The following is a 17861-nucleotide window of genomic DNA, read 5'->3' as shown; positions in this document are numbered from 1 at the left end:
ATCCCTTTAACTCTTCCAAAGTAGCGAAATTTTCTCGTCGTAGATGTCGGTTTTCTTCGGCGAAATTTCTTTCGTTTCGAGTTTAATGTTTTTCAGATCCAGGCTCTGTTTTAGCGCGTCTACTTCAGCCTCAAATTTCTGCGTAAGCACCTCCAGCTCCTCTTGTAGCGCGCTTAGGCTATTTTCGGCATTTTTGGCTTCGCTGCGCTCGTTTAAAATTTTATGCGCGCTCTTTGCGCCGCTGATCGCTTTAGAGATATTGCTAGCGCTGCGCGAGCGGCCTAAAAACGCGCCTAAGATCGCTCCGCCTATGTTTAGCGCTGCATCCACGCCGCGACTTAGCACATCGCCCTTTTCCTTCTCATATTTTTCGCTAGCGCGAGAAATTTTATCCTCAAGGCGCGCTTTTTCCTTTTCAAATTTAGCCGCGATTTCATCGGTTTTGGCCTCTAAAATTTCGTTTGCCTTATCGCCTAGGCGCACGAAAAACTCCTCCCTGCTCTCGCCCGGTTTTGAGAGCAGATCAAGCGCGCTAAAAAGTTCTAACTTTTCGTTGCGGTAGATCCACTCCTTAAAGCTTTTAAGCTGAGCGTTTAAATTTTTTGCGCCCGCGATGAAGCTAGGAAGCGCGCCGTAAAGCGAGCCCGCCTGCTCCTGCCCGCTCAAGCTCCCGATCTCTCGCGTGCTGGCCTCGCTCCAATCTATTTCGCTTGCGTCCGAAAGCGAAAGCAAAAAAGTGCGCTGCTGCGTAAAATCGACTCCCTTGTCGTAAAATCGCATCTTCGCGCTTGCATACAGATACGGGCTTAGCTCAAGGCTCGCGCCGTAGCTGTAAAGCTGCGAAATTTCAGCAGAAACTACGGGCTTGGCGGCGCCGGCGGATTTGACGCCTTGCGCGACGCCCGACACGGACGAAATTTCAGCCTTTTTGTCTTTCATTAAATTTGAAATTTGCTCGTTGCTTAAAGGACCCTTTAAATAGCTTAGCGCAAAGCGCGTCTCGATCACTCGCAGCACGTCCTCGTTGATGTTTTTTACCAAAAAATTTCGCTTTTTGAGATTTGAAATTTTCTCCATCAGAACGCTTTTATCAATCGGATTTGAGCCGATACCGCTTAAGCCGCTGATGACGCGCTCTTTATCCTGCGCGGTCTGCAAGCGCCCGATAAACCACGTACCGATGTTGCTAAGCCCCTTATAATCGAGATCGACCGGGTTTTGCGTCGATAGAACGCAACCAAGACCGAACGCGCGAGCCTGTTTTAGTAGCGTAAGCATCGGGGTTTTGCTCGGCGGATTGCCGTTTGGCGGAAAAAAGCCGTAAATTTCATCCATATAAAGTACTGCGCGTAGCGAGCTGGTGCCGCTGGTGGTGCGCATCCATTTGATCATCTCGCCCAAAAGCAGCGTGACGAAAAACATCCTCTCATCGTCGTTTAGATGCGCGATGGAAAATATATTCGCTCTCGCCCTGCCGTTTTCATCAAAGAGCATCTTGGCGATATTTAGCCGCTCGCCCTCGCACCAAAGCTTAAAACTCGGGCTTGCGATGAGTGCGTTAATCTTCATTGCAAGCGCCATTCGCTTATCGCTCGGAAAAAAGGTATTAACGTCGAAAACGCCAATTTTATCGAAAGGCGGGTTGCCGATCTGCGCGATGAGATCCACCACGCTCACCCCCTCGCCTCTACCGAAATGATAAGACAAAATTTGGCTGATTAGTAAAAATTCCGGCGAGCTGAGATTATCGCTGCTAATCCCTGCGAGGCTTAGCACGCTAGTGGCGATACCGCCGATATAGTTATTCAAATCCTCTTCGTTTAAGCCTTTCGGCGCTTCAAAGTCGCTTAGTAGGCTGATGCCAAGACCCGCGCTTGATTTGGGCGTATAAATTCTAAAATCGGCGCTGTTTTTCAAAAGCTCCACCCGCGCCAGGTCTTGATACGAGCCCTCGATCCCTTCGCGCCAGGTATTTGCGGTCTGCTCGGCATACTCGTGCACGCTAAGACCTTTGTTTTGCGCCTCGGCCTCGTCGATATAGGGCTCAAAATCCTCAGCCCTCATCTGCGGAAAGGTAAGAGCTAAATTTGTTAGATCGCCCTTCGGATCGATGATGATGGATGGGATATTATCGATCGCGGCTTCCTCTAGCAGCGTGATGCCAAGTCCCGTTTTACCGCTACCGGTCATTCCGATGATAAGCGCGTGAGTCGTCAAATCCTTGTTTTTATACAAAAACGGCTCGCCGTTTTCAAGCCCCAGATAAAAAAGCTTTAAATTTTCTTGAAGCGTTTTCATTGCGTTCCTTAAATTTGCAATTTGCTCGGCATTATATCATTTAAATTTTTAAATTTAAATTTGCTAAAATGTGCGAAAAATCAAGGAATGGCAAGTGTTAAAAGAAAAAATTAGAAACGGAAAAAGCGGAATTTTGCTCTATGGCATCGTTCCGCCTAAAATCACGTCCTCTCAAGACGAGCTCGAGCGCCTAGGTACGGCGTGGTCGCAACGCCTAGGCGAATGCGAATGCGACGGCATCGTCATCTACGATCTACAAGATGAAAGCGCGCGCACGAAAGATGAGCGGACCTTCCCTTTTGTGCATACGATCGATCCTGCGCGCTATTACACGCAGTATCTGCACACTGATAAAGAAGCGATCATCTATCGCGCGGTAGGCAAATATGATGAAGCGGAATTTTGCGAAATTCTAAGGCATGCCGCAAGCGGACTGAGCGTTTTCGTGGGGGTGAGCTCTAAAAACGAAGAATGCAAACTGCATCTAAGCCGTGCCTATGAGCTCAAGCGACTCGTGGCGCCGCATCTTTGCCTAGGCGGCATCTGCATTCCTGAACGCCATGAAAAGAGCCGCGACGAGCACCTAAAAATCGCGGAGAAGACTGCGGACGGGTGCGAATTTTTTATCACTCAGGCGGTTTATAATGTGCAAAATGCCAAAGATTTCATCGACGATTACGCCGCTTTGGAGTGCAAAAAGGTGCCGATAATCTTTACTTTCACGCCGTGCGGTAGCCTAAAGACGCTTGAGTTTATGAAATGGCTTGGCATCTCGGTGCCGGATTTTTTGCAGCAGCGGCTACAAAGCAGCGTCGATATCTTACAAAGTTCAACAGCGCTGTGCGCAGAGATGTTTGATTTCATCTATAAATACGCCCTCGCAAAAGGGGTGAGCGTGGGCGCAAACGTCGAGAGTGTCAGCACCCGCCGCGTAGAAATCGAAGCCTCGCTCAGCTTACTAAAAGAGATCAGAAAAATTATCCTTAAACACGAGAATTTGGGATTTTACGTTATTTAAAATTTTAAACCTGGCGCACGAGCAAGACGCGATATCCACTAAAATTTTAAATCCTCACGAGATAAAATTTTAAGTTTTTAGATTACGGAACATAATTTTTATTTGCTGTGTTATATAAATACAAATTTATGCTTTTGCTGCTGAGTTTTAGCGATCGCTAGAATAAAATTTGAATTAGGTCTTTAGAATTTTTGCGCATACCTAAGATGCGCCTGAAGCGTGATCGCAACGCTCGTTAAATCCACGCTACAGGCGTAAAGATGCCCACGAAATAGCTTTTTAATAAATTCCGCAAGAGCTGCGTAAAATTCTGTGCTATTTTACCTCACGTTTTAGCGCAGGCGTGCCCATCTCGACAAGCGTAGCGTTCGATTTCGTAAAATATTCGCTCCAAAACGCGCTTAAAGAATTTAGAATCTGAGGGCTTACATAGCTTTTTTTGCCTTCGCTAAGCCCTGCGCCTACAATATAAATTTTTGCGCCCGTAAAATCTGTAAAAAGATCATTCTTTTCTAAAATTCCAAGCTCCTTTTTGCCGTCGATCAAGCGAGGTGCGCCTTTAGTATAAAAGCTCGTCACAGAGGAATTCTCTAGCATATCCGAAGCTAAAATTACGATCTTGCTTTTCGCTTCACGCGGCTCAATAGAATTTGCCGCAAAATCCTTGAGCGCATAAAAAATATCTGACTTAGCGACTTGATCACCTTCCTTTAAAAACGCTTCATTTATCTTTTCGCTCATAGTTTTTTTGACGAAGCTCACCTGATCTTTTAAACATTTATCAAATTTGGCAAGGGTGTTTTTATTCAGATCATATCGCTCATCATCACTTAGAGGCGTATCTAGCGCGAAATCAAACATTACTTCGTTATACCGTCCTTGCAAAAAAGCGGAAAATTTTGCCACGAAAACGTAATTTCCAGCCTGCGCAAATCTCAGAGCATTATTTACCACTTGCTCTTTTAACGGCTCGTTAAAAGGCGTTGTCTCATCTATCAAAACAAAAACCGCTTCATTAATCTCACTCTTTTTTTCGATCTTATTGATCTCATAGCAGTTAGGCGGCGCAAACGCCACAGCACAAATCATGGCGCAAAATAATAGAATTTTCCTCATCTTAATCCTCCGCTTTTAGCATAGACAGCTGCTCTTTCAGCTTTTCATTTAGCTCGTCAAGACTTTCGTTCCGAGCTAACTTATCAGCGATCTCTGCTTTCGTTTGATCTATTAGAATTTCTAAATTTTTATTTAGCTTAGCTTTATATTTTTCCAATTTCGCCATATCTGCAGCATCGCCTTTGTCTCTTTGAGCTTTGATAAAATCACTTAGCTCATCTACGCGCTCTTGCACCTCTTTTAAATCAACGCTTGTAGCGGGTTGCTTCGGCTCGAGGCTTTGCGTATTTTGCATAGCAGGCTGCGGTTGTTTCGTCGTATTCTCTTTTATAGGTGCTGCTTCCGTAGATTTTATGTCGTCATTTTCTAAAGACTTATTGTATTGCGAAAGACTCTTTTCATGTTTTTTTCTATCTTCTTGATCTTGAATCCTCACTGCTATATAATTACTAAAATTTCTATCTTTTACCGATTTTAACATATCCTGCTCATCTTTATTAATACCTACTTTTTTTAGATGAGCTGATATTCTTGGTCTAAGTTCGGCTAGTTTCTCATCAGCCTTGGTTACTATAATCTCTTTCTTTCTTTCATGAGCTCTCTCAAAATCATTTGCATTAGCGTAACCCCTTATATGTCTATAAGCTTCCGCACTCTCTTTACCTGCAAAGCCCCATTTCCAGCCAAAGAGTATTCCTAAAATTTGAGTAAATACAAAAAGTACAGCTAAAACTATAAATGTAGCCCAACCACCTTTCTTATCAGCTTCTTGCTGCTCTATTAAAGCCTTTTTATCTGCATTTGCTTGAATTTGACCAAGTTCTGCAGGGGCGCTTTCATAGACATTAGTAGAGATATTTGAAATTTCTTGATTGAGCTGCTTTTCTAACACCTGTCCGCGCACATAGGTAGCACCGACTGCGATTAATACGATTAAAATTGCGGTAATAGTCGTTATATACCATCTCGCCACATTTGCATTTAGTCTATTTATAAGCTGCTTCCAAGGCTTTTTTCCATCATCATCCTTATTGTTAGACAGCATAATGCCACCATCCGCTACAAAATTACCTTTATCTTTGCTATCGTCGCTGTCCCACTGTTCGCGCGCGTCTCTTATAAGTTCATTTTTATGAATTTCACCTCCGGTAAGGTGCGTAAAGCCTACCAATATTATAGAGATTACAAAAGCGATAGCTACTGCACCTTTTTGCTGTAACGATTCACTAGCGCCTGGAATGGTGTATCCTGCGAGTACATACGCAAACCCCATAGCCTCCACAACTACTAATAAAAATACAACAATCCACATAAAAATAGGAAATTCAGCCCTGCCTTTTTCTCCTACTTTTGCTAAATATTTTTCGCAAGTTTCAAAAAAATCCTTATCGGCATCCATATATTTTGCATAAAAACTATAAAATTTAGAACAAATTTGCGTTTCGCTTTTAAACCAAGCGGAATTATCAGGAAGGCCATTTTCCTTCTTATAACTTCGTGCTATTGTCCCTATGAGCGGGAAGCTAGTCCAAGTACAAAGCCACCAAAACTTGATATTATCCCAGAATTTTATGATTAATAATATCAGCACTATAGTTGCGATAACTGCCGAAATCCATAGCCTATATAACGATATAAAATCCATTACTTCTTTCATTTTATTTCCTTGATAACGGCTTAATTTCAAAGCCCTTTTCTAATAATGCTCCGTTTGAAAGACTATAATACAAATAGCCCTTCGAGTGTATTGTATTTTTGTCGTCAAAAACGATATCTATACATTTAAGCGGGGAGTTTTTATCACTAGTAAATACACGGTAAAGTAGGCCTTTTTCACCTTCATAAGTATTGACCTTGCCTTGAATTTGATAGTCTGCCTTACTATTGCTGCCTTGGATATAGCCTTTATAGATGTAAATTTTAGGATTTGCGCTAGCCTTTCCATCTTGAGCTAAAACGCTAACGGGCGCAAGCGCTACAAGATTATCATTTAACGTCGCACTCCAAACGCCGCCGTTTAGAGCCTTTTTAAACTCGGTAGTCTTAGGTAGCTCTTTACCGCTAGCTAAAGCCTTAACCGCGCCATCCGCATGGTATTCGTCGAAAGCGCAACTAGACATAAAGCCATCGCTCGCATAAGCTTTGGTGATGAATGAAAAGCCTTGTTTCTCGCCGCCGTATTCGCTTGCTAGCATAAATGCCTGACCATGCGCTGGCTCTCCGCCGAAATCTACTACCGCATTGCCTGATCCCGCAATGTTTTTAGAAAGCTTGGTATTCTCTGTGGTTTTTACGCCTTGCGTAGAAATTTCATCGTGCTTTGAAATTTTATCGCCTTGATTTTCCGTACCACTTTGAATTTTAGCGCTAGCGATTTTTTCACCTTTTGGCTTATCACTATTGCGCTCTTGCCCTAAGCTATTAGATGTGCTGCTTGCTTTAGTAGAAACACTATCAGAAGCTAGCTTACCACTATGCTTAGAATCCCGCGCCAACTTCGGTGCTCCTTTGCCACTAAAAGTTGCAGCAGGCTGCCGCAATCTAGTAAAGTAGCTCGGATCCACCTTTATGCCTTGTGTATATTTTATGATATCCGCTTCGCTCTCCAGCTCTATAATCTCCACACGCCTATTTTTCATCCTGCCATCTGCTTTATTATTATCGGCGATAGGTTGAGATTCGCCCGCACCCCAATAATAGATATTTTGTTTCGCGGTACCATTGGCAGCAAAAATCTTTCCTACAGTTTTGGCGCGCTCTTCTGATAATTTTTGATTCGTAGCACTTGAGCCACTATCATCGGTATGTCCTACTACTAAAATTTTCCTGCCGCTATTTTTGTAGGTTTGGGCAATTTTAGTAAAATATTCGTTAGCTCTAGGATTCAAGCTGCTTTTGCCAACAGCAAATTGATTATCGTCGGTCGCTACACTCAATCTATCACCTTTTTTATCACCAGCTTTGACGTCTTCAGATGCCGTATGTACGCCGTATTCTTGTGATATCTTTTTCTGCTCAGCCCTCCTTTGATCAATATAATCTCCGATGAAATATCCGATCGCACCGCCTATTATCGAGCCTACAACCACACCGCGCTTACCACCTATTTGCTTACCTATCGCCGCACCGCCCGCAGAGCCTATAGTAACTCCGCCGACCTTACCTAGGTTGTCGTTAAGTGCGGCGCAGCCACTTAATGCAAGCACTAGAGGAATCGAAATAAAAATTCTAACATTTGGCATGTTTTTCCTTTCAGTAACCAAAGAGTATAGCAAAAAAAAAAATGAGGGAATTCTTAAACAAAGTAGAAATATTTAGCAAATAACTTTAGAAATTAAAATTTAAATTCTATCTTGAGCAAATTAAGTAAATCTTGAAAATTCTTTATAATTAATAGTAACCTTTAATAGGTAAGAAATCTAAATAGTAGTTCTGATTTAAAAAAATTGGTGGTGAATAAATTTTGCTTTAGCTATTTTGATTTATAAGAATTTATGGAATTTTTAGTTAGCAAAAAAACGGCATCGAATTTAGAATTTCAAAGTGCTAAATTCAAAGGTAGAATTGAGGAATTAAGACTATATAACATCCTATAAATATGCCTTTTGATGCATTAAATTTTTATCTCATCGGGAATTGAAGTAACAACACAACGATAAAAATTCTACGCTTTTACAATACGCCTGATTCCATCCTAATTAGACATAAATTCCGCTTATAAACTACAAATCCGCCGATTTATACAGCATAATTTCATATTATTAGGGATTAAAACAATCCATTTATAGAATTAAAATGCTAAATTAAAAGCTATGATATTATTTTGCGCTCTTACCGCCAAATTTCAAAAGCGCGCTGCCCCACGTAAAGCCGCCGCCGAACGCGTCCAAAAGCATAAGCGAGCCATTTTTGAGCCTGCCGCTCTCGTAAGCGTCATTTATCGCCATCGGGATCGACGCCGAGCTCGTGTTGCCGTATTTGCCGATCGTAAGCACGCACTGCTCGTCGCTAAATTCTAGTCTCGCCTTGACCGCCTCGATAATGCGCAAATTAGCCTGATGCGGGATGAAAAGATCGACCTGCTCGGGCGAAATTTTATTTTTCGCCAAAATCTCCACGACATCGTTACTAAGCGTCGGTACCGCTATTTTAAAGACCTCGCGCCCGGCCATCTGCATGAAGCCTAGCTTTTCGTCAATGATTTTTTGGCTGAGTGGATTGACGCTACCCGGGGCTGCGGTGATGAGAAGATCGCCCTTGCTGCCGTCGCTAGCGGTATGAATGTCGATGATTTCGTTATCGTCACGCGCCGCGATAACCGCAGCGCCTGCGCCGTCACCGAAAAGTATGCACGTAGCGCGGTCGCTCCAATCGACTATCGAACTTAACTTTTCCGTGCCGATTATCAACACGTGTTTTTTGGCGCCGCTTTCGATGAGGGATTTTGCAAGCTCTAAAAGATAGATGAAGCCGGTACAGGCGGCATTTATATCAAACGCCGTGATGCCGAAATTTAAGCCCAGTTTATTTGCGATGACGCACGCGGTCGAGGGCATACAGAAATAATCAGGCGAGATCGTGGCGCAGATTATCGCATCGATCTCGTTTTTTTGCAACCCGCTACGCTCGATCGCAAGTACCGCGGCCTTCATGCCCAAATCGCTAGTGGTCTCGCCCTTTGCTATGCGGCGCTCATGAATGCCTGTGCGCTTGACGATCCATTCATCGCTCGTTTCAACCATTTTTTCAAGATCGAAATTGGTTAAAATTTCGCTCGGCACGTATGCTGCGATCGAGATCATCGAGGCTTTTTTCATTTTTGCTCGTTTGAAGAAATTTCGCTTTCTATCGCGGAGTTGATTTTAGAATCTGCAAATTTAAGCGCCTGAAAGATCGCGTTTTTAACGGCTTTCGGGGTACTTTTGCCGTGGCTTATGATGACGCATTCTTTGACGCCTAAAAGTGGCGCGCCGCCATATTCGTCATAATCCGTACTTTTTTTGATAATTTTAAAGACGCGCTTCATCAAGATGGAGCCTGCGATGGCGATCGGGGATTTTTTAGTTTCGTTTTTAATAAGTTTGCCGATAGCACTTGCGACACCTTCGCTGGATTTTAGCATAATGTTGCCGATAAATCCATCGCAAACTACGACATCCACGGAGCCGTCAAAAATTTGATTGCCTTCGACATTACCAATAAAATTTTGCATCTTTTTAAGCATATGAAAGGTTTCTTTTGTTACCTCGTTGCCTTTACTATCCTCCTCGCCGTTGGATAATAAGCCGATGCGTGGTGCGTTTAAACCCATAATCTCCTTGGCATATGCTTCGCCCATAATCGCAAATTGAAACAAATTCTCAGGCTTACAATCGACATAAGCGCCCACATCCAGCACGAGCGTACGTCCACCTATGGAATTTGGCATCAGCGTAGCAATCGCCGGGCGCAAGATACCTTTGAGCCTTCCTATGCGAAGCGTAGCAAGGCTCATCGTAGCGCCGCTATGTCCTGCTGATACCACGGCTTTGCAAGTGCCGTCTTTTACTAGATCAACCGCTTTAAAGATGCTACTCTCTTTGCGTTTAAGAGCGTCGGTTGCGCCCTCTTTCATCTCGAAAACTTCGCTTGCAGCTACGTAAGTGATATATTTCTCAAAGCCTTGATCTTGTGGAATAAAAGGCTTGATTTGCGCTTCGTCGCCTACCAAAAATGCATTAAATTTACGCTCTCGCAGCGCATCTACGACTCCGTTTATTATCGGCTCGCAGCCGAAATCACCGCCCATCGCGTCTATAGCAACGGAAATCATCGGATTAATATTCGCCCGTAGTTTTGTTTATTCTATGCGGAATTTTCCAGCTTCCGTCTTTATCTTTGACGGGGATCGGAAGGGTCACTTTGTAGTGAGTGCGTCTTTTCGCCGCACGAGTTTTACTAACTCTTCGCTTTGGAACTGCCATTTTTTCTCCTTTATAAATTTAGTTCTTGCATTCTTCGCAATAAAAATAGTCGCTTTTAAAAGCTTCCGTTTCGCTTCTCAAAATTTCATCCAGATCAACTTCGGTGCCGAAAAACTCCATAACGTCCAAGCTTTCGTGCCTTTCGTCGTTAAAAACGCCTTCGCTTAAAAGCAAATTTACGCTCTCGCTCACGTCAAGATCAAATTCTTTGCCGCAGCGGTCGCAAATGTATGGAATTTTGCCTTTAATTTCGCCCTTACACTCGATAAACTTAGAGTCTTTTCGTTTTAAATTTCCGCTGAGCTTAAGTCCGTCTCGCGAAATTTCAAACGGCACGGGCGCGGCGGAAATTTTAGCAAAAGCGATTTTCACGCGGCACTCTTAGCAAATTTCTCTTTTTGCAAAGAAAAATGCGATCTCGGTTTTTGCGTTTTCTAGGCTGTCGCTGCCGTGAACGGTGTTAGCGTCGATGCTGTCCGCAAAGTCTGCTCTGATCGTGCCTTTATCGGCTTTTTTCGGATCGGTAGCGCCCATTAGCGCGCGATTTTTAGCTACAGCATCGTCGCCTTCAAGCACCATTACGACCACCGGGCCGCTAGTCATAAACTCAATCAGATCCTTATAAAAAGGGCGATCCTTGTGAATTTCATAAAATTTACCCGCATCTTCGGCGCTTAGGCATAATTTTTTAGCCGCTGCGATTCTTAGTCCGTGGCTTTCGAAACGATCGATAATTTTGCCGATAACGCCCTTTTTAACGGCATCAGGCTTAATAATAGAAAGCGTTTGCTGCATATAATCTCCTTAAAGTGAAAGGCGGATTGTATCGAAAAATAGGTTAAAATTTATTTAAGGATTGAATGAATTAAAATTCCGCGCATTTGATCGCGGAATTTTATCTGCTAAGAAAATACCGGGGTATCTCCGCTACGTAGATCCGCACCTATGGAATCCCTGCTAGGTTGACCCGCTACGATGTCGCTCCAGACGATACAGCCATCGGTCGGACAGGCGCTAGCGCAAGCCGGCTCGTCGTTGTAACCCACGCACTCGACGCATTTATCGGCATATACGTAGTAGCTATCCTCGCCGCTTGGATTATCGCTATCGTCCACGATCGCATTTACCGGGCACTCGTCGATGCATGAGCCGCAGCTAATGCAAATATCGGTGATTTTTACAGCCATTTTTTCTCCTTTATCAAAAAATGAAGCGCGATGATAACATACTAAATTTAAAAAATAATAAAAGTAATATTATTGGATAAATAAAATTTATTATATAAAAATTTTCATCAAATTTCAGCGAATCTAAAGTTTTAAAATGTATAATCGCCATCATAAATTTTATTAACAAGGAGAAATAACATGGTAGTAACCAACAAAGCCGTAGATTTTACGGCGAGCGCGGTTTTAGGCAACAACGAAATAGTCGAGGATTTCAACCTCTATAAAAATATCGGCGAAAAAGGCGCGGTCGTATTCTTTTATCCAAAAGATTTTACTTTCGTCTGCCCGAGCGAGATCATCGCATTCGATCACAGATATCAAGATTTCAAATCCAAGGGTATCGAAGTTATCGGCGTTAGCTGCGATAGCGAATTTACGCATCTTGCATGGAAAAATACTCCGGTAAACGCAGGCGGTATCGGCAAAGTGCAGTTCCCGCTAGTTTCGGATATCACAAAAGATATCGCGCGCAGCTTCGACGTGCTGTTTGGCAACGCCGTAGCGCTTCGCGGCAGCTTCCTACTCGATAAAGACGGCACCGTCCGCCACGCCGTCATCAACGACCTACCGCTTGGTAGAAATATCGATGAGATGCTTCGCATGGTCGATACGATGCTATTTACAAACGAGCACGGAGAGGTCTGCCCTGCGGGTTGGCACAAAGGCGACGCAGGAATGAAAGCAGATCCTAAGGGCGTCGCAGAGTATCTAGACAAAAACGCAAGCAAACTATAAGTTGTAAAATTCTTCACGCGAAGCGTATGAATTCTAATTCTAACTGCGTAAGGTTTAAATTTAGCCTTGCACGGGCTATTAAAGCTAGCAAAGCTTTATGAATTCCGCTGCCAAAATTTTAAGTCGCGGCGGCGGAATTCCAAAAATTCCAAAAATTCCAAAAATTCCAAAAATTCCAAAAATTCCAAAAATTCCATTCCTCTCAATTCTGCAAGTAAAATTTTAAAACCGCAAGTAAAATCCCAAATCCTTGGCAAAATTTTACCCATAACAAAGCTCGCAAAATCATACTTTAAACTAGCTTTTGTTACAATCGCAAGTTTTTAAATCCAAGGACAATTATGAAAAAGTTTATATTTTTTATCTCCGCCCTACTTTGCTCTTTGAGCCTTTACTCCGCAGACGCTAACCCGGATGCACCGCTTAAGCTCGATCCTAGCGTCGTGCACGGCGAGCTGGCAAACGGCGTGAAATTTTATATCCTCAAAAATGACGTGCCGAAAAATAGCGCGCTTTTTTACCTCAACGTAGCCGCAGGTAGTGTTGATGAAAATGACGACGAGCAGGGCTTAGCGCACTTCGTTGAACACATGGCGTTCAACGGCAGCGAACATTTTGATAAAAATGAACTAGTCCACACTCTGCAGCGCCTAGGGGTGAAATTCGGCGCCGATCTCAATGCACAGACTGGCTTTGAAAACACCACATACAACATCCAAGCCCAAGTGAGCGACGAGACGCTAAAGGACGTATTTTTGGTACTGCGCGATTATGCAGGCGGCGTAAAATTTGACGAGAACGAAACGCAAAAGGAAAAGGGCGTCATATTAGAAGAAGCAAAAAAAGGCTTTGAGAGGCGCTTTTACGAAAAGCGCGCTACATATTTATACCCTAATTCCATATTTTCAAGACGCTTTCCGATCGGACAAAATGAAATCATCAAAGGCGCCACTGGCGAGCAACTAAAAAAATTCTACGCGCGCAACTACCTTCCTAGCGCCATTAGCATCATAGTCGTGGGCGACGTAAACATTGAGCAGATTAAAAACCTAATCAAGCAAAATTTTAGCTCTCTTTCTGCGCACGGCAAAAAAATCCCGCGCGATCTTAGTCTACGCCCATTTGAAGGCGGGCTAGCAAGCACCGTAGAGCCCGAGCTCGGCGCTAATGTCGCTAGCGTGCTTTACGCAGGCAAATATGAGCCGCTAAATAGCTACGGCGCACTTAAAAATGAGTGGCTGCAAGCCTACGTATCGAGGCTGATGGAGCTTGGATACGACGCGATGAATGTAAATGCCAAAATTCCGCTTAAAGCCTATTTCGGCTCGGACGATCTGTTTAAAAACCGCAGACTATACAGCATAAGCGCGAATATTTTTAATTTCGACGCCAACGCCACATTAAATAGTCTTTTTAGCGCGATCAAAGGGGTACGCGAACACGGATTTAACAATGACGATTTTGATAGCGTTAAGGCGGAATTTAAACATCAAGTGCAAGCCGATCTGCTTAAAAACGATACACAAAGTGCGCAAATAGGGGCACTACTTGATTTCGTACAAAACGGCAATGTAAAGCTTAGTAAGCAAGACGAGCACGATCTAAGCCTCAAGGCGTTAGAAGAAATAACGCTAGCAGATGTTAATAAATTTTTCTCAAAGATAACGGATGGAGCGAGATTTACGGAGATTATCTCGGCAAAGGATTTGGGCATTAGCCAAAAAGACGCGAAGCTGCTCTACGAAAAAGCGCTGCCGTTTAATTTCGCTGCTTCGAAGCTTGCTTCCAAGCAGCTTGCGGGAGCAGATTTAAAAGAGACGGAATTTAAAACGCAAAAAGGCGCTAGCGGCACTGAAATTTTGGTGTTTAAAAACGGCGCTCGCGTAATTTTAAAACCCCTTAAAAGCGAGAAAAATAAAATCACCCTCGCAGCCGTTAAAAAAGGTGGCTACGCGCATTTCGGCAAGGCTCGTGGCGAAATTCTAACCGCGCTGCTAAACTCGGGCACCATAGGCGAGCTAAACGAATACGAGGCGGGACGCTTGACCTCAAAATTTGATTATAAGCTAAGATTTAGGATGGATGACGCAGACTGCGGTTTTAGAGGCGCAGGGGCGGATCTGGAGGCGATGGCACACGAGCTTTACGCTAGATTTAGCGAGCCACTAATTCATGCAAGCTCGCTTACAAAATACAAAACCGACGCGCTTTCGGCGATCGCGCTACGAGACGAGACGGCGGAATTTAAATTCGGCGAGCAAATTTTAAAATCTCTATATTCAGGAGATACGGCTCGCAAGCAGCCGCTTAGCGTAGATGACGTAAAGAGCGCAAATCTTGCCGATTTACAGCGCGATACGGATGAAATTTTTTCAGGTGTTGGAGATTTTATCTTTGTGCTTAGCGGCGATTTTGAGCCTGCGCGCGCAAAACAAATTCTAGCCAAATATATCGGCAATCTAAAGCCCGGCACAAGCAGCGCTACGCCTAAAACTTTGATGCTAAATACTTCTAGCGGCGAGATTGTGCAAGACTACGGCGATAGTGATAAAAGCGAAGTTCGGATGATTTTTTCAAACTATGAGCTGCAAAATTTCGACTTTGCAGACACTTATAAATTTCAAGCGTTAAAAAGCGTGCTAAGCAATCGTATCGTTGAGCAGATCCGCGAGGCGCGCGGACAAATTTACTCAGCGATGGTGCATAGCGCCTATGTGCGTGAGCCACAAATCGCAGCGAGCTTGAACGTATCGTTTTCTACCGAGCCGAAAGACGCCAGTGCGGTTGCAGCAAGCGTGAGTGAAATTTTAAAGCAGATCGAAAGCTCGGGCGCAAAAGATAGCGAGCTGGCAAATTTCAAAAAAGCTCAAATTCTATCGACCAAAAGAGCTGCACAGACGAATGATTTTTGGCTTGCTAATATCACTGCGCACGAGCTTTACGGCTATCCGCTCTATGACGAAAAAAGCTACGCGGCAAGCATAAATGCGGTAAAAAGCGCGGATGTGCAAGAAGCCGCGCAGATGCTAAGCGATAGGCTATTTACGGCGATTTTAAATCCAAAAAGCTCCGAGAAACGCTAATGTTCGTTTCATTTTTTAAAAGCAAAAAATGGGCACTTTTAGCATATACAGGGCTAGTATTTTTGATCGCTATCAATTGGTACCAAACTACGCTGAGCGTGCGTTTCAACGAATGGTATCGCGTATTTTATGATTTATGTCAAAACGTAGATCGTCATACGTTAAACGATTTTTACGTGCAGATGAGGGTCTTTTTATGGATAGCGATGCCTGCCGTAGCGGCGGCGATTTCGGAGCGATACGTGGCGCGAATTTGGGCATTTAAATGGCGAGAAGCGATGACCTTTTCCTATTTTTCATACTGGAAAAAGGTAAGTAAAGATATCGAAGGAAGCTCGCAGCGTATCCAAGAAGACATCTACCGCTTCTCAAAAATCATCGAAGATATCGGCACGCGCGTACTTTCGGCGGCGATGACTCTTTTTGCATTTATTCCCGTTTTGTGGAGCCTTAGCGAGAAAGTACCTTTTGAGGCGCTCAAAAAAATTCCCGGCTCTCTCGTGTGGATCGCACTTGCAGTAAGCATCGGCGGACTGATAATTTCTTGGCTAGTAGGTTGGTTTCTGCCTAGGCTTGAATACAACAATCAAAAGGCGGAAGCTGCGTTTCGCAAAGAGCTGGTTTATGCCGAGGAGAATAAGGCGGAATATGCGAGCGAAGAGACTACAAAGACGCTATTTGGCAAACTAAAGCACAACTATTACAGGCTATTTTTGCACTACTGCTACTTTGATTTATGGCTAAATTCTTTCTCGCAAATCCTAGTTATCGTGCCCTATCTCATAATGGGACCAGGACTTTTTACTAAGGCGATTACGCTTGGAGTGATGATTCAAGTAGGTAATGCTTTTAGCCAAGTACGCGGTAGCTTTAGCGTTTTTATCGATAACTGGACGACGATCACGGAGCTTCGCTCAATCCATATGCGACTTAAAGAGTTTGAAAAAAATATCGATTACAAGGGCTAGATAAAATTTCGCCCGTATCTTGCGGCTCTAGACCTCGCTTTCTAAATTTAAAACAAAATCCCGAGCCGCTAGCTTTTAAAATTTCTACCCTTTTACTGCTCGCTTTTTTCGTGATGAGCGATGTTTAGCTTTATAAATTTATAACTTCCTACGAGCAAGATCATCCAAATCGCGATGAAAACTAAAGATTTGATCATTTTTAATCCTTAAAATTTTTATAATGCGGCGCATAAAAAGCGCCGCCGGTATGAAATTTAACCAAGCGCAAAAGCACGCAGTGCCGCGCACGCAAGCAGCTTCTCGCCGCCACACGGCGCGCGGGAAGCCGCACTGGAGCGGGTGCCTAATAATGCTCGTTTGAAAGCCCCTCTTTATCGAGCTTCTTAGCATCCATTGCGCGCCAAACATAGCTTATATAACTGAGTACGAAAGGCACCAGAAACGACACGTAAAACATCGTCTTAAGCGTATAGAGGCTTGAGCTTGCATTTGCCAAAGTAAGAGAGCTTTGCAAATCAAAATTTGACGGATAAAACGCCGTTTGATTTAGTCCTAGGATCAAAAATACGCTCGTTACCGCGCATACGACGCCCACGCCGTAGAAAAATACTCCGCGCACGCTGCTTGTAAATGCGCCTTTGAATATCCCCACCAGCACCAGCACTACGCCCAGCAGCAGCAAGATTAGTGCCGCAGGCAGGCTTAGGTAATTGTGCAGATACTTAAAGCTCTCGAGACTTACGACGCCGCCGGCGCCTACTGCATAGCCCTGCTTTAGCAAGACCCACGCCAAAAACGCGATGAAAAAAACCAAAAACGCGCTAGCGTTAAATTTAAGCGAAGCTTTGAGCTTAGCGATCATTTCGGGCTCGGCGATATTATTCATCAAATATAAGCTCGCTCCCGTCCTAGCGCAGAAAAATAATGCAACTCCCAAGATGTAATTAAACGGATTTGCTAGCGCCTCAAGTCCGCGAGCCGGGTTTTTCCACTGCACGAAATTATTATCACCCAGCGCAAACTCGCTGCCGCTAAAAAGCGTCGAGACGATGATACCAAGCAGGATCGTGCCCAGAGAGCCGTTTATGAAAAGAAAGGCTTCATAAGTTTTAGCACCCAAGAAATTATCGGGCTTTTTTCTGTATTCGTAAGCGACGGCTTGGATTATGAAGCAAAAAAGCAGAGCCATCCACGCCCAATACGCTCCGCCGAAGCTGGTCGCATAAAATAGAGGAAACGCCGCAAAGCACGCCCCGCCGAACATCACGAGCGTAGTAAAGGTAAGCTCCCATTTCTTGCCGATGGAATTTATTATAAAATCCTTCTCGGTCTCATTCTTTGCCAGCGTAAAAAGCAGCGTCTGACCGCCCTGCACGAAGAGCATAAAAACCAAAATTCCGCCCAGAAGCGAAACCACGCACCACCAATAAATTTGAAAAATTTCGTGCATC

At 43.9% G+C, this 17861-nt stretch carries 15 protein-coding genes; 4 read left to right on the top strand and 11 right to left on the bottom strand.

Features of this window, described 5'->3' with window-relative positions; all coding sequences use genetic code 11:
• Positions 1-6: 6 nt before the first annotated feature.
• The gene (locus Q0101_RS04115; RefSeq protein WP_297942621.1) at positions 7-2298 is read right to left on the bottom strand and encodes a DUF87 domain-containing protein; all 2292 of its coding nucleotides are present in this window, start codon (positions 2296-2298) and stop codon (positions 7-9) included.
• Positions 2299-2392: 94 nt separating this feature from the next.
• Here Q0101_RS04115 and Q0101_RS04110 point away from each other — a divergent pair, with 94 nt between their 5' ends.
• Positions 2393-3316: a methylenetetrahydrofolate reductase gene (locus tag Q0101_RS04110; protein WP_297942618.1), complete on the top strand. Its 924-nt coding sequence runs from the start codon at positions 2393-2395 to the stop codon at positions 3314-3316.
• Positions 3317-3631: 315 nt separating this feature from the next.
• On the opposite strand, the gene Q0101_RS04105 is transcribed toward Q0101_RS04110, so the two are convergent.
• From Q0101_RS04105 to Q0101_RS04065, 9 genes are all read right to left on the bottom strand, one after another.
• Positions 3632-4432: a hypothetical protein gene (locus Q0101_RS04105; protein WP_297942616.1), complete on the bottom strand. Its 801-nt coding sequence runs from the start codon at positions 4430-4432 to the stop codon at positions 3632-3634.
• Position 4433: 1 nt separating this feature from the next.
• Positions 4434-6089, bottom strand: coding sequence for a hypothetical protein (locus Q0101_RS04100; protein ID WP_297942613.1), 1656 nt, complete (start codon positions 6087-6089; stop codon positions 4434-4436).
• A 1-nt stretch (position 6090) separates the two neighbouring features.
• A complete protein-coding gene (locus Q0101_RS04095) occupies positions 6091-7674 on the bottom strand; it encodes an OmpA family protein (RefSeq protein ID WP_297942611.1) in 1584 nt (527 codons plus the stop codon).
• A 576-nt stretch (positions 7675-8250) separates the two neighbouring features.
• Positions 8251-9249 (bottom strand): beta-ketoacyl-ACP synthase III, encoded by a 999-nt coding sequence (locus Q0101_RS04090; RefSeq protein ID WP_297942609.1) that lies wholly within the window; start codon positions 9247-9249, stop codon positions 8251-8253.
• Positions 9246-10244: a phosphate acyltransferase PlsX gene (gene plsX, locus Q0101_RS04085; RefSeq protein WP_177388473.1), complete on the bottom strand. Its 999-nt coding sequence runs from the start codon at positions 10242-10244 to the stop codon at positions 9246-9248. Before plsX ends, Q0101_RS04090 begins: the two co-directional genes overlap by 4 nt.
• A 4-nt stretch (positions 10245-10248) precedes the next feature.
• Complete coding sequence (rpmF, locus tag Q0101_RS04080; RefSeq protein WP_005871250.1) at positions 10249-10395, bottom strand: 50S ribosomal protein L32; 147 nt, start codon at positions 10393-10395, stop codon at positions 10249-10251.
• Between the two features lie 18 nt (positions 10396-10413).
• The gene (locus Q0101_RS04075) at positions 10414-10767 is read right to left on the bottom strand and encodes a hypothetical protein (RefSeq protein ID WP_297942607.1); all 354 of its coding nucleotides are present in this window, start codon (positions 10765-10767) and stop codon (positions 10414-10416) included.
• A gap of 9 nt (positions 10768-10776) precedes the next feature.
• A complete protein-coding gene (gene ndk, locus Q0101_RS04070; protein WP_297942604.1) occupies positions 10777-11190 on the bottom strand; it encodes a nucleoside-diphosphate kinase in 414 nt (137 codons plus the stop codon).
• A gap of 107 nt (positions 11191-11297) precedes the next feature.
• The gene (locus Q0101_RS04065) at positions 11298-11582 is read right to left on the bottom strand and encodes a 4Fe-4S dicluster domain-containing protein (protein ID WP_297942601.1); all 285 of its coding nucleotides are present in this window, start codon (positions 11580-11582) and stop codon (positions 11298-11300) included.
• A gap of 180 nt (positions 11583-11762) precedes the next feature.
• Here Q0101_RS04065 and Q0101_RS04060 point away from each other — a divergent pair, with 180 nt between their 5' ends.
• The 3 genes from Q0101_RS04060 to Q0101_RS04050 all read left to right on the top strand — a co-directional run bounded on the left by Q0101_RS04060 (position 11763) and on the right by Q0101_RS04050 (position 16410).
• Complete coding sequence (locus Q0101_RS04060; protein ID WP_297942599.1) at positions 11763-12359, top strand: peroxiredoxin; 597 nt, start codon at positions 11763-11765, stop codon at positions 12357-12359.
• 341 nt (positions 12360-12700) lie between these two features.
• Positions 12701-15442: a pitrilysin family protein gene (locus tag Q0101_RS04055; RefSeq protein ID WP_297942597.1), complete on the top strand. Its 2742-nt coding sequence runs from the start codon at positions 12701-12703 to the stop codon at positions 15440-15442.
• A complete protein-coding gene (locus Q0101_RS04050; RefSeq protein ID WP_297942594.1) occupies positions 15442-16410 on the top strand; it encodes a putative transporter in 969 nt (322 codons plus the stop codon). The genes Q0101_RS04055 and Q0101_RS04050 overlap by 1 nt, the downstream gene beginning before the upstream one ends.
• 343 nt (positions 16411-16753) lie before the next feature.
• Here the strand turns inward: Q0101_RS04050 and cydB are convergent, their stop codons facing one another.
• Positions 16754-17860: a cytochrome d ubiquinol oxidase subunit II gene (gene cydB, locus Q0101_RS04045; protein WP_297942592.1), complete on the bottom strand. Its 1107-nt coding sequence runs from the start codon at positions 17858-17860 to the stop codon at positions 16754-16756.
• Between the last annotated feature and the right edge of the window lies 1 nt (position 17861).

Origin of the sequence: uncultured Campylobacter sp. (assembly GCF_937921625.1) — a bacterium.
Taxonomy (GTDB): Bacteria; Campylobacterota; Campylobacteria; order Campylobacterales; family Campylobacteraceae; genus Campylobacter_B.
The sequence above is the reverse complement of the archived record's forward strand: the minus strand, read 5'-3'. Positions and strand labels throughout refer to the sequence as shown.

Coding starts and splice junctions, on each gene's coding strand:
- rpmF (WP_005871250.1), bottom strand. CDS start 10,395: ATGGCAGTTCCAAAGCGAAGAGTTAGTAAAACTCGTGCGGCGAAAAGA.
- Q0101_RS04050 (WP_297942594.1), top strand. CDS start 15,442: ATGTTCGTTTCATTTTTTAAAAGCAAAAAATGGGCACTTTTAGCATAT.
- Q0101_RS04095 (WP_297942611.1), bottom strand. CDS start 7,674: ATGCCAAATGTTAGAATTTTTATTTCGATTCCTCTAGTGCTTGCATTA.
- Q0101_RS04115 (WP_297942621.1), bottom strand. CDS start 2,298: ATGAAAACGCTTCAAGAAAATTTAAAGCTTTTTTATCTGGGGCTTGAA.
- Q0101_RS04105 (WP_297942616.1), bottom strand. CDS start 4,432: ATGAGGAAAATTCTATTATTTTGCGCCATGATTTGTGCTGTGGCGTTT.
- Q0101_RS04065 (WP_297942601.1), bottom strand. CDS start 11,582: ATGGCTGTAAAAATCACCGATATTTGCATTAGCTGCGGCTCATGCATC.
- Q0101_RS04060 (WP_297942599.1), top strand. CDS start 11,763: ATGGTAGTAACCAACAAAGCCGTAGATTTTACGGCGAGCGCGGTTTTA.
- cydB (WP_297942592.1), bottom strand. CDS start 17,860: ATGCACGAAATTTTTCAAATTTATTGGTGGTGCGTGGTTTCGCTTCTG.
- ndk (WP_297942604.1), bottom strand. CDS start 11,190: ATGCAGCAAACGCTTTCTATTATTAAGCCTGATGCCGTTAAAAAGGGC.
- Q0101_RS04090 (WP_297942609.1), bottom strand. CDS start 9,249: ATGAAAAAAGCCTCGATGATCTCGATCGCAGCATACGTGCCGAGCGAA.
- Q0101_RS04055 (WP_297942597.1), top strand. CDS start 12,701: ATGAAAAAGTTTATATTTTTTATCTCCGCCCTACTTTGCTCTTTGAGC.
- Q0101_RS04100 (WP_297942613.1), bottom strand. CDS start 6,089: ATGAAAGAAGTAATGGATTTTATATCGTTATATAGGCTATGGATTTCG.
- plsX (WP_177388473.1), bottom strand. CDS start 10,244: ATGATTTCCGTTGCTATAGACGCGATGGGCGGTGATTTCGGCTGCGAG.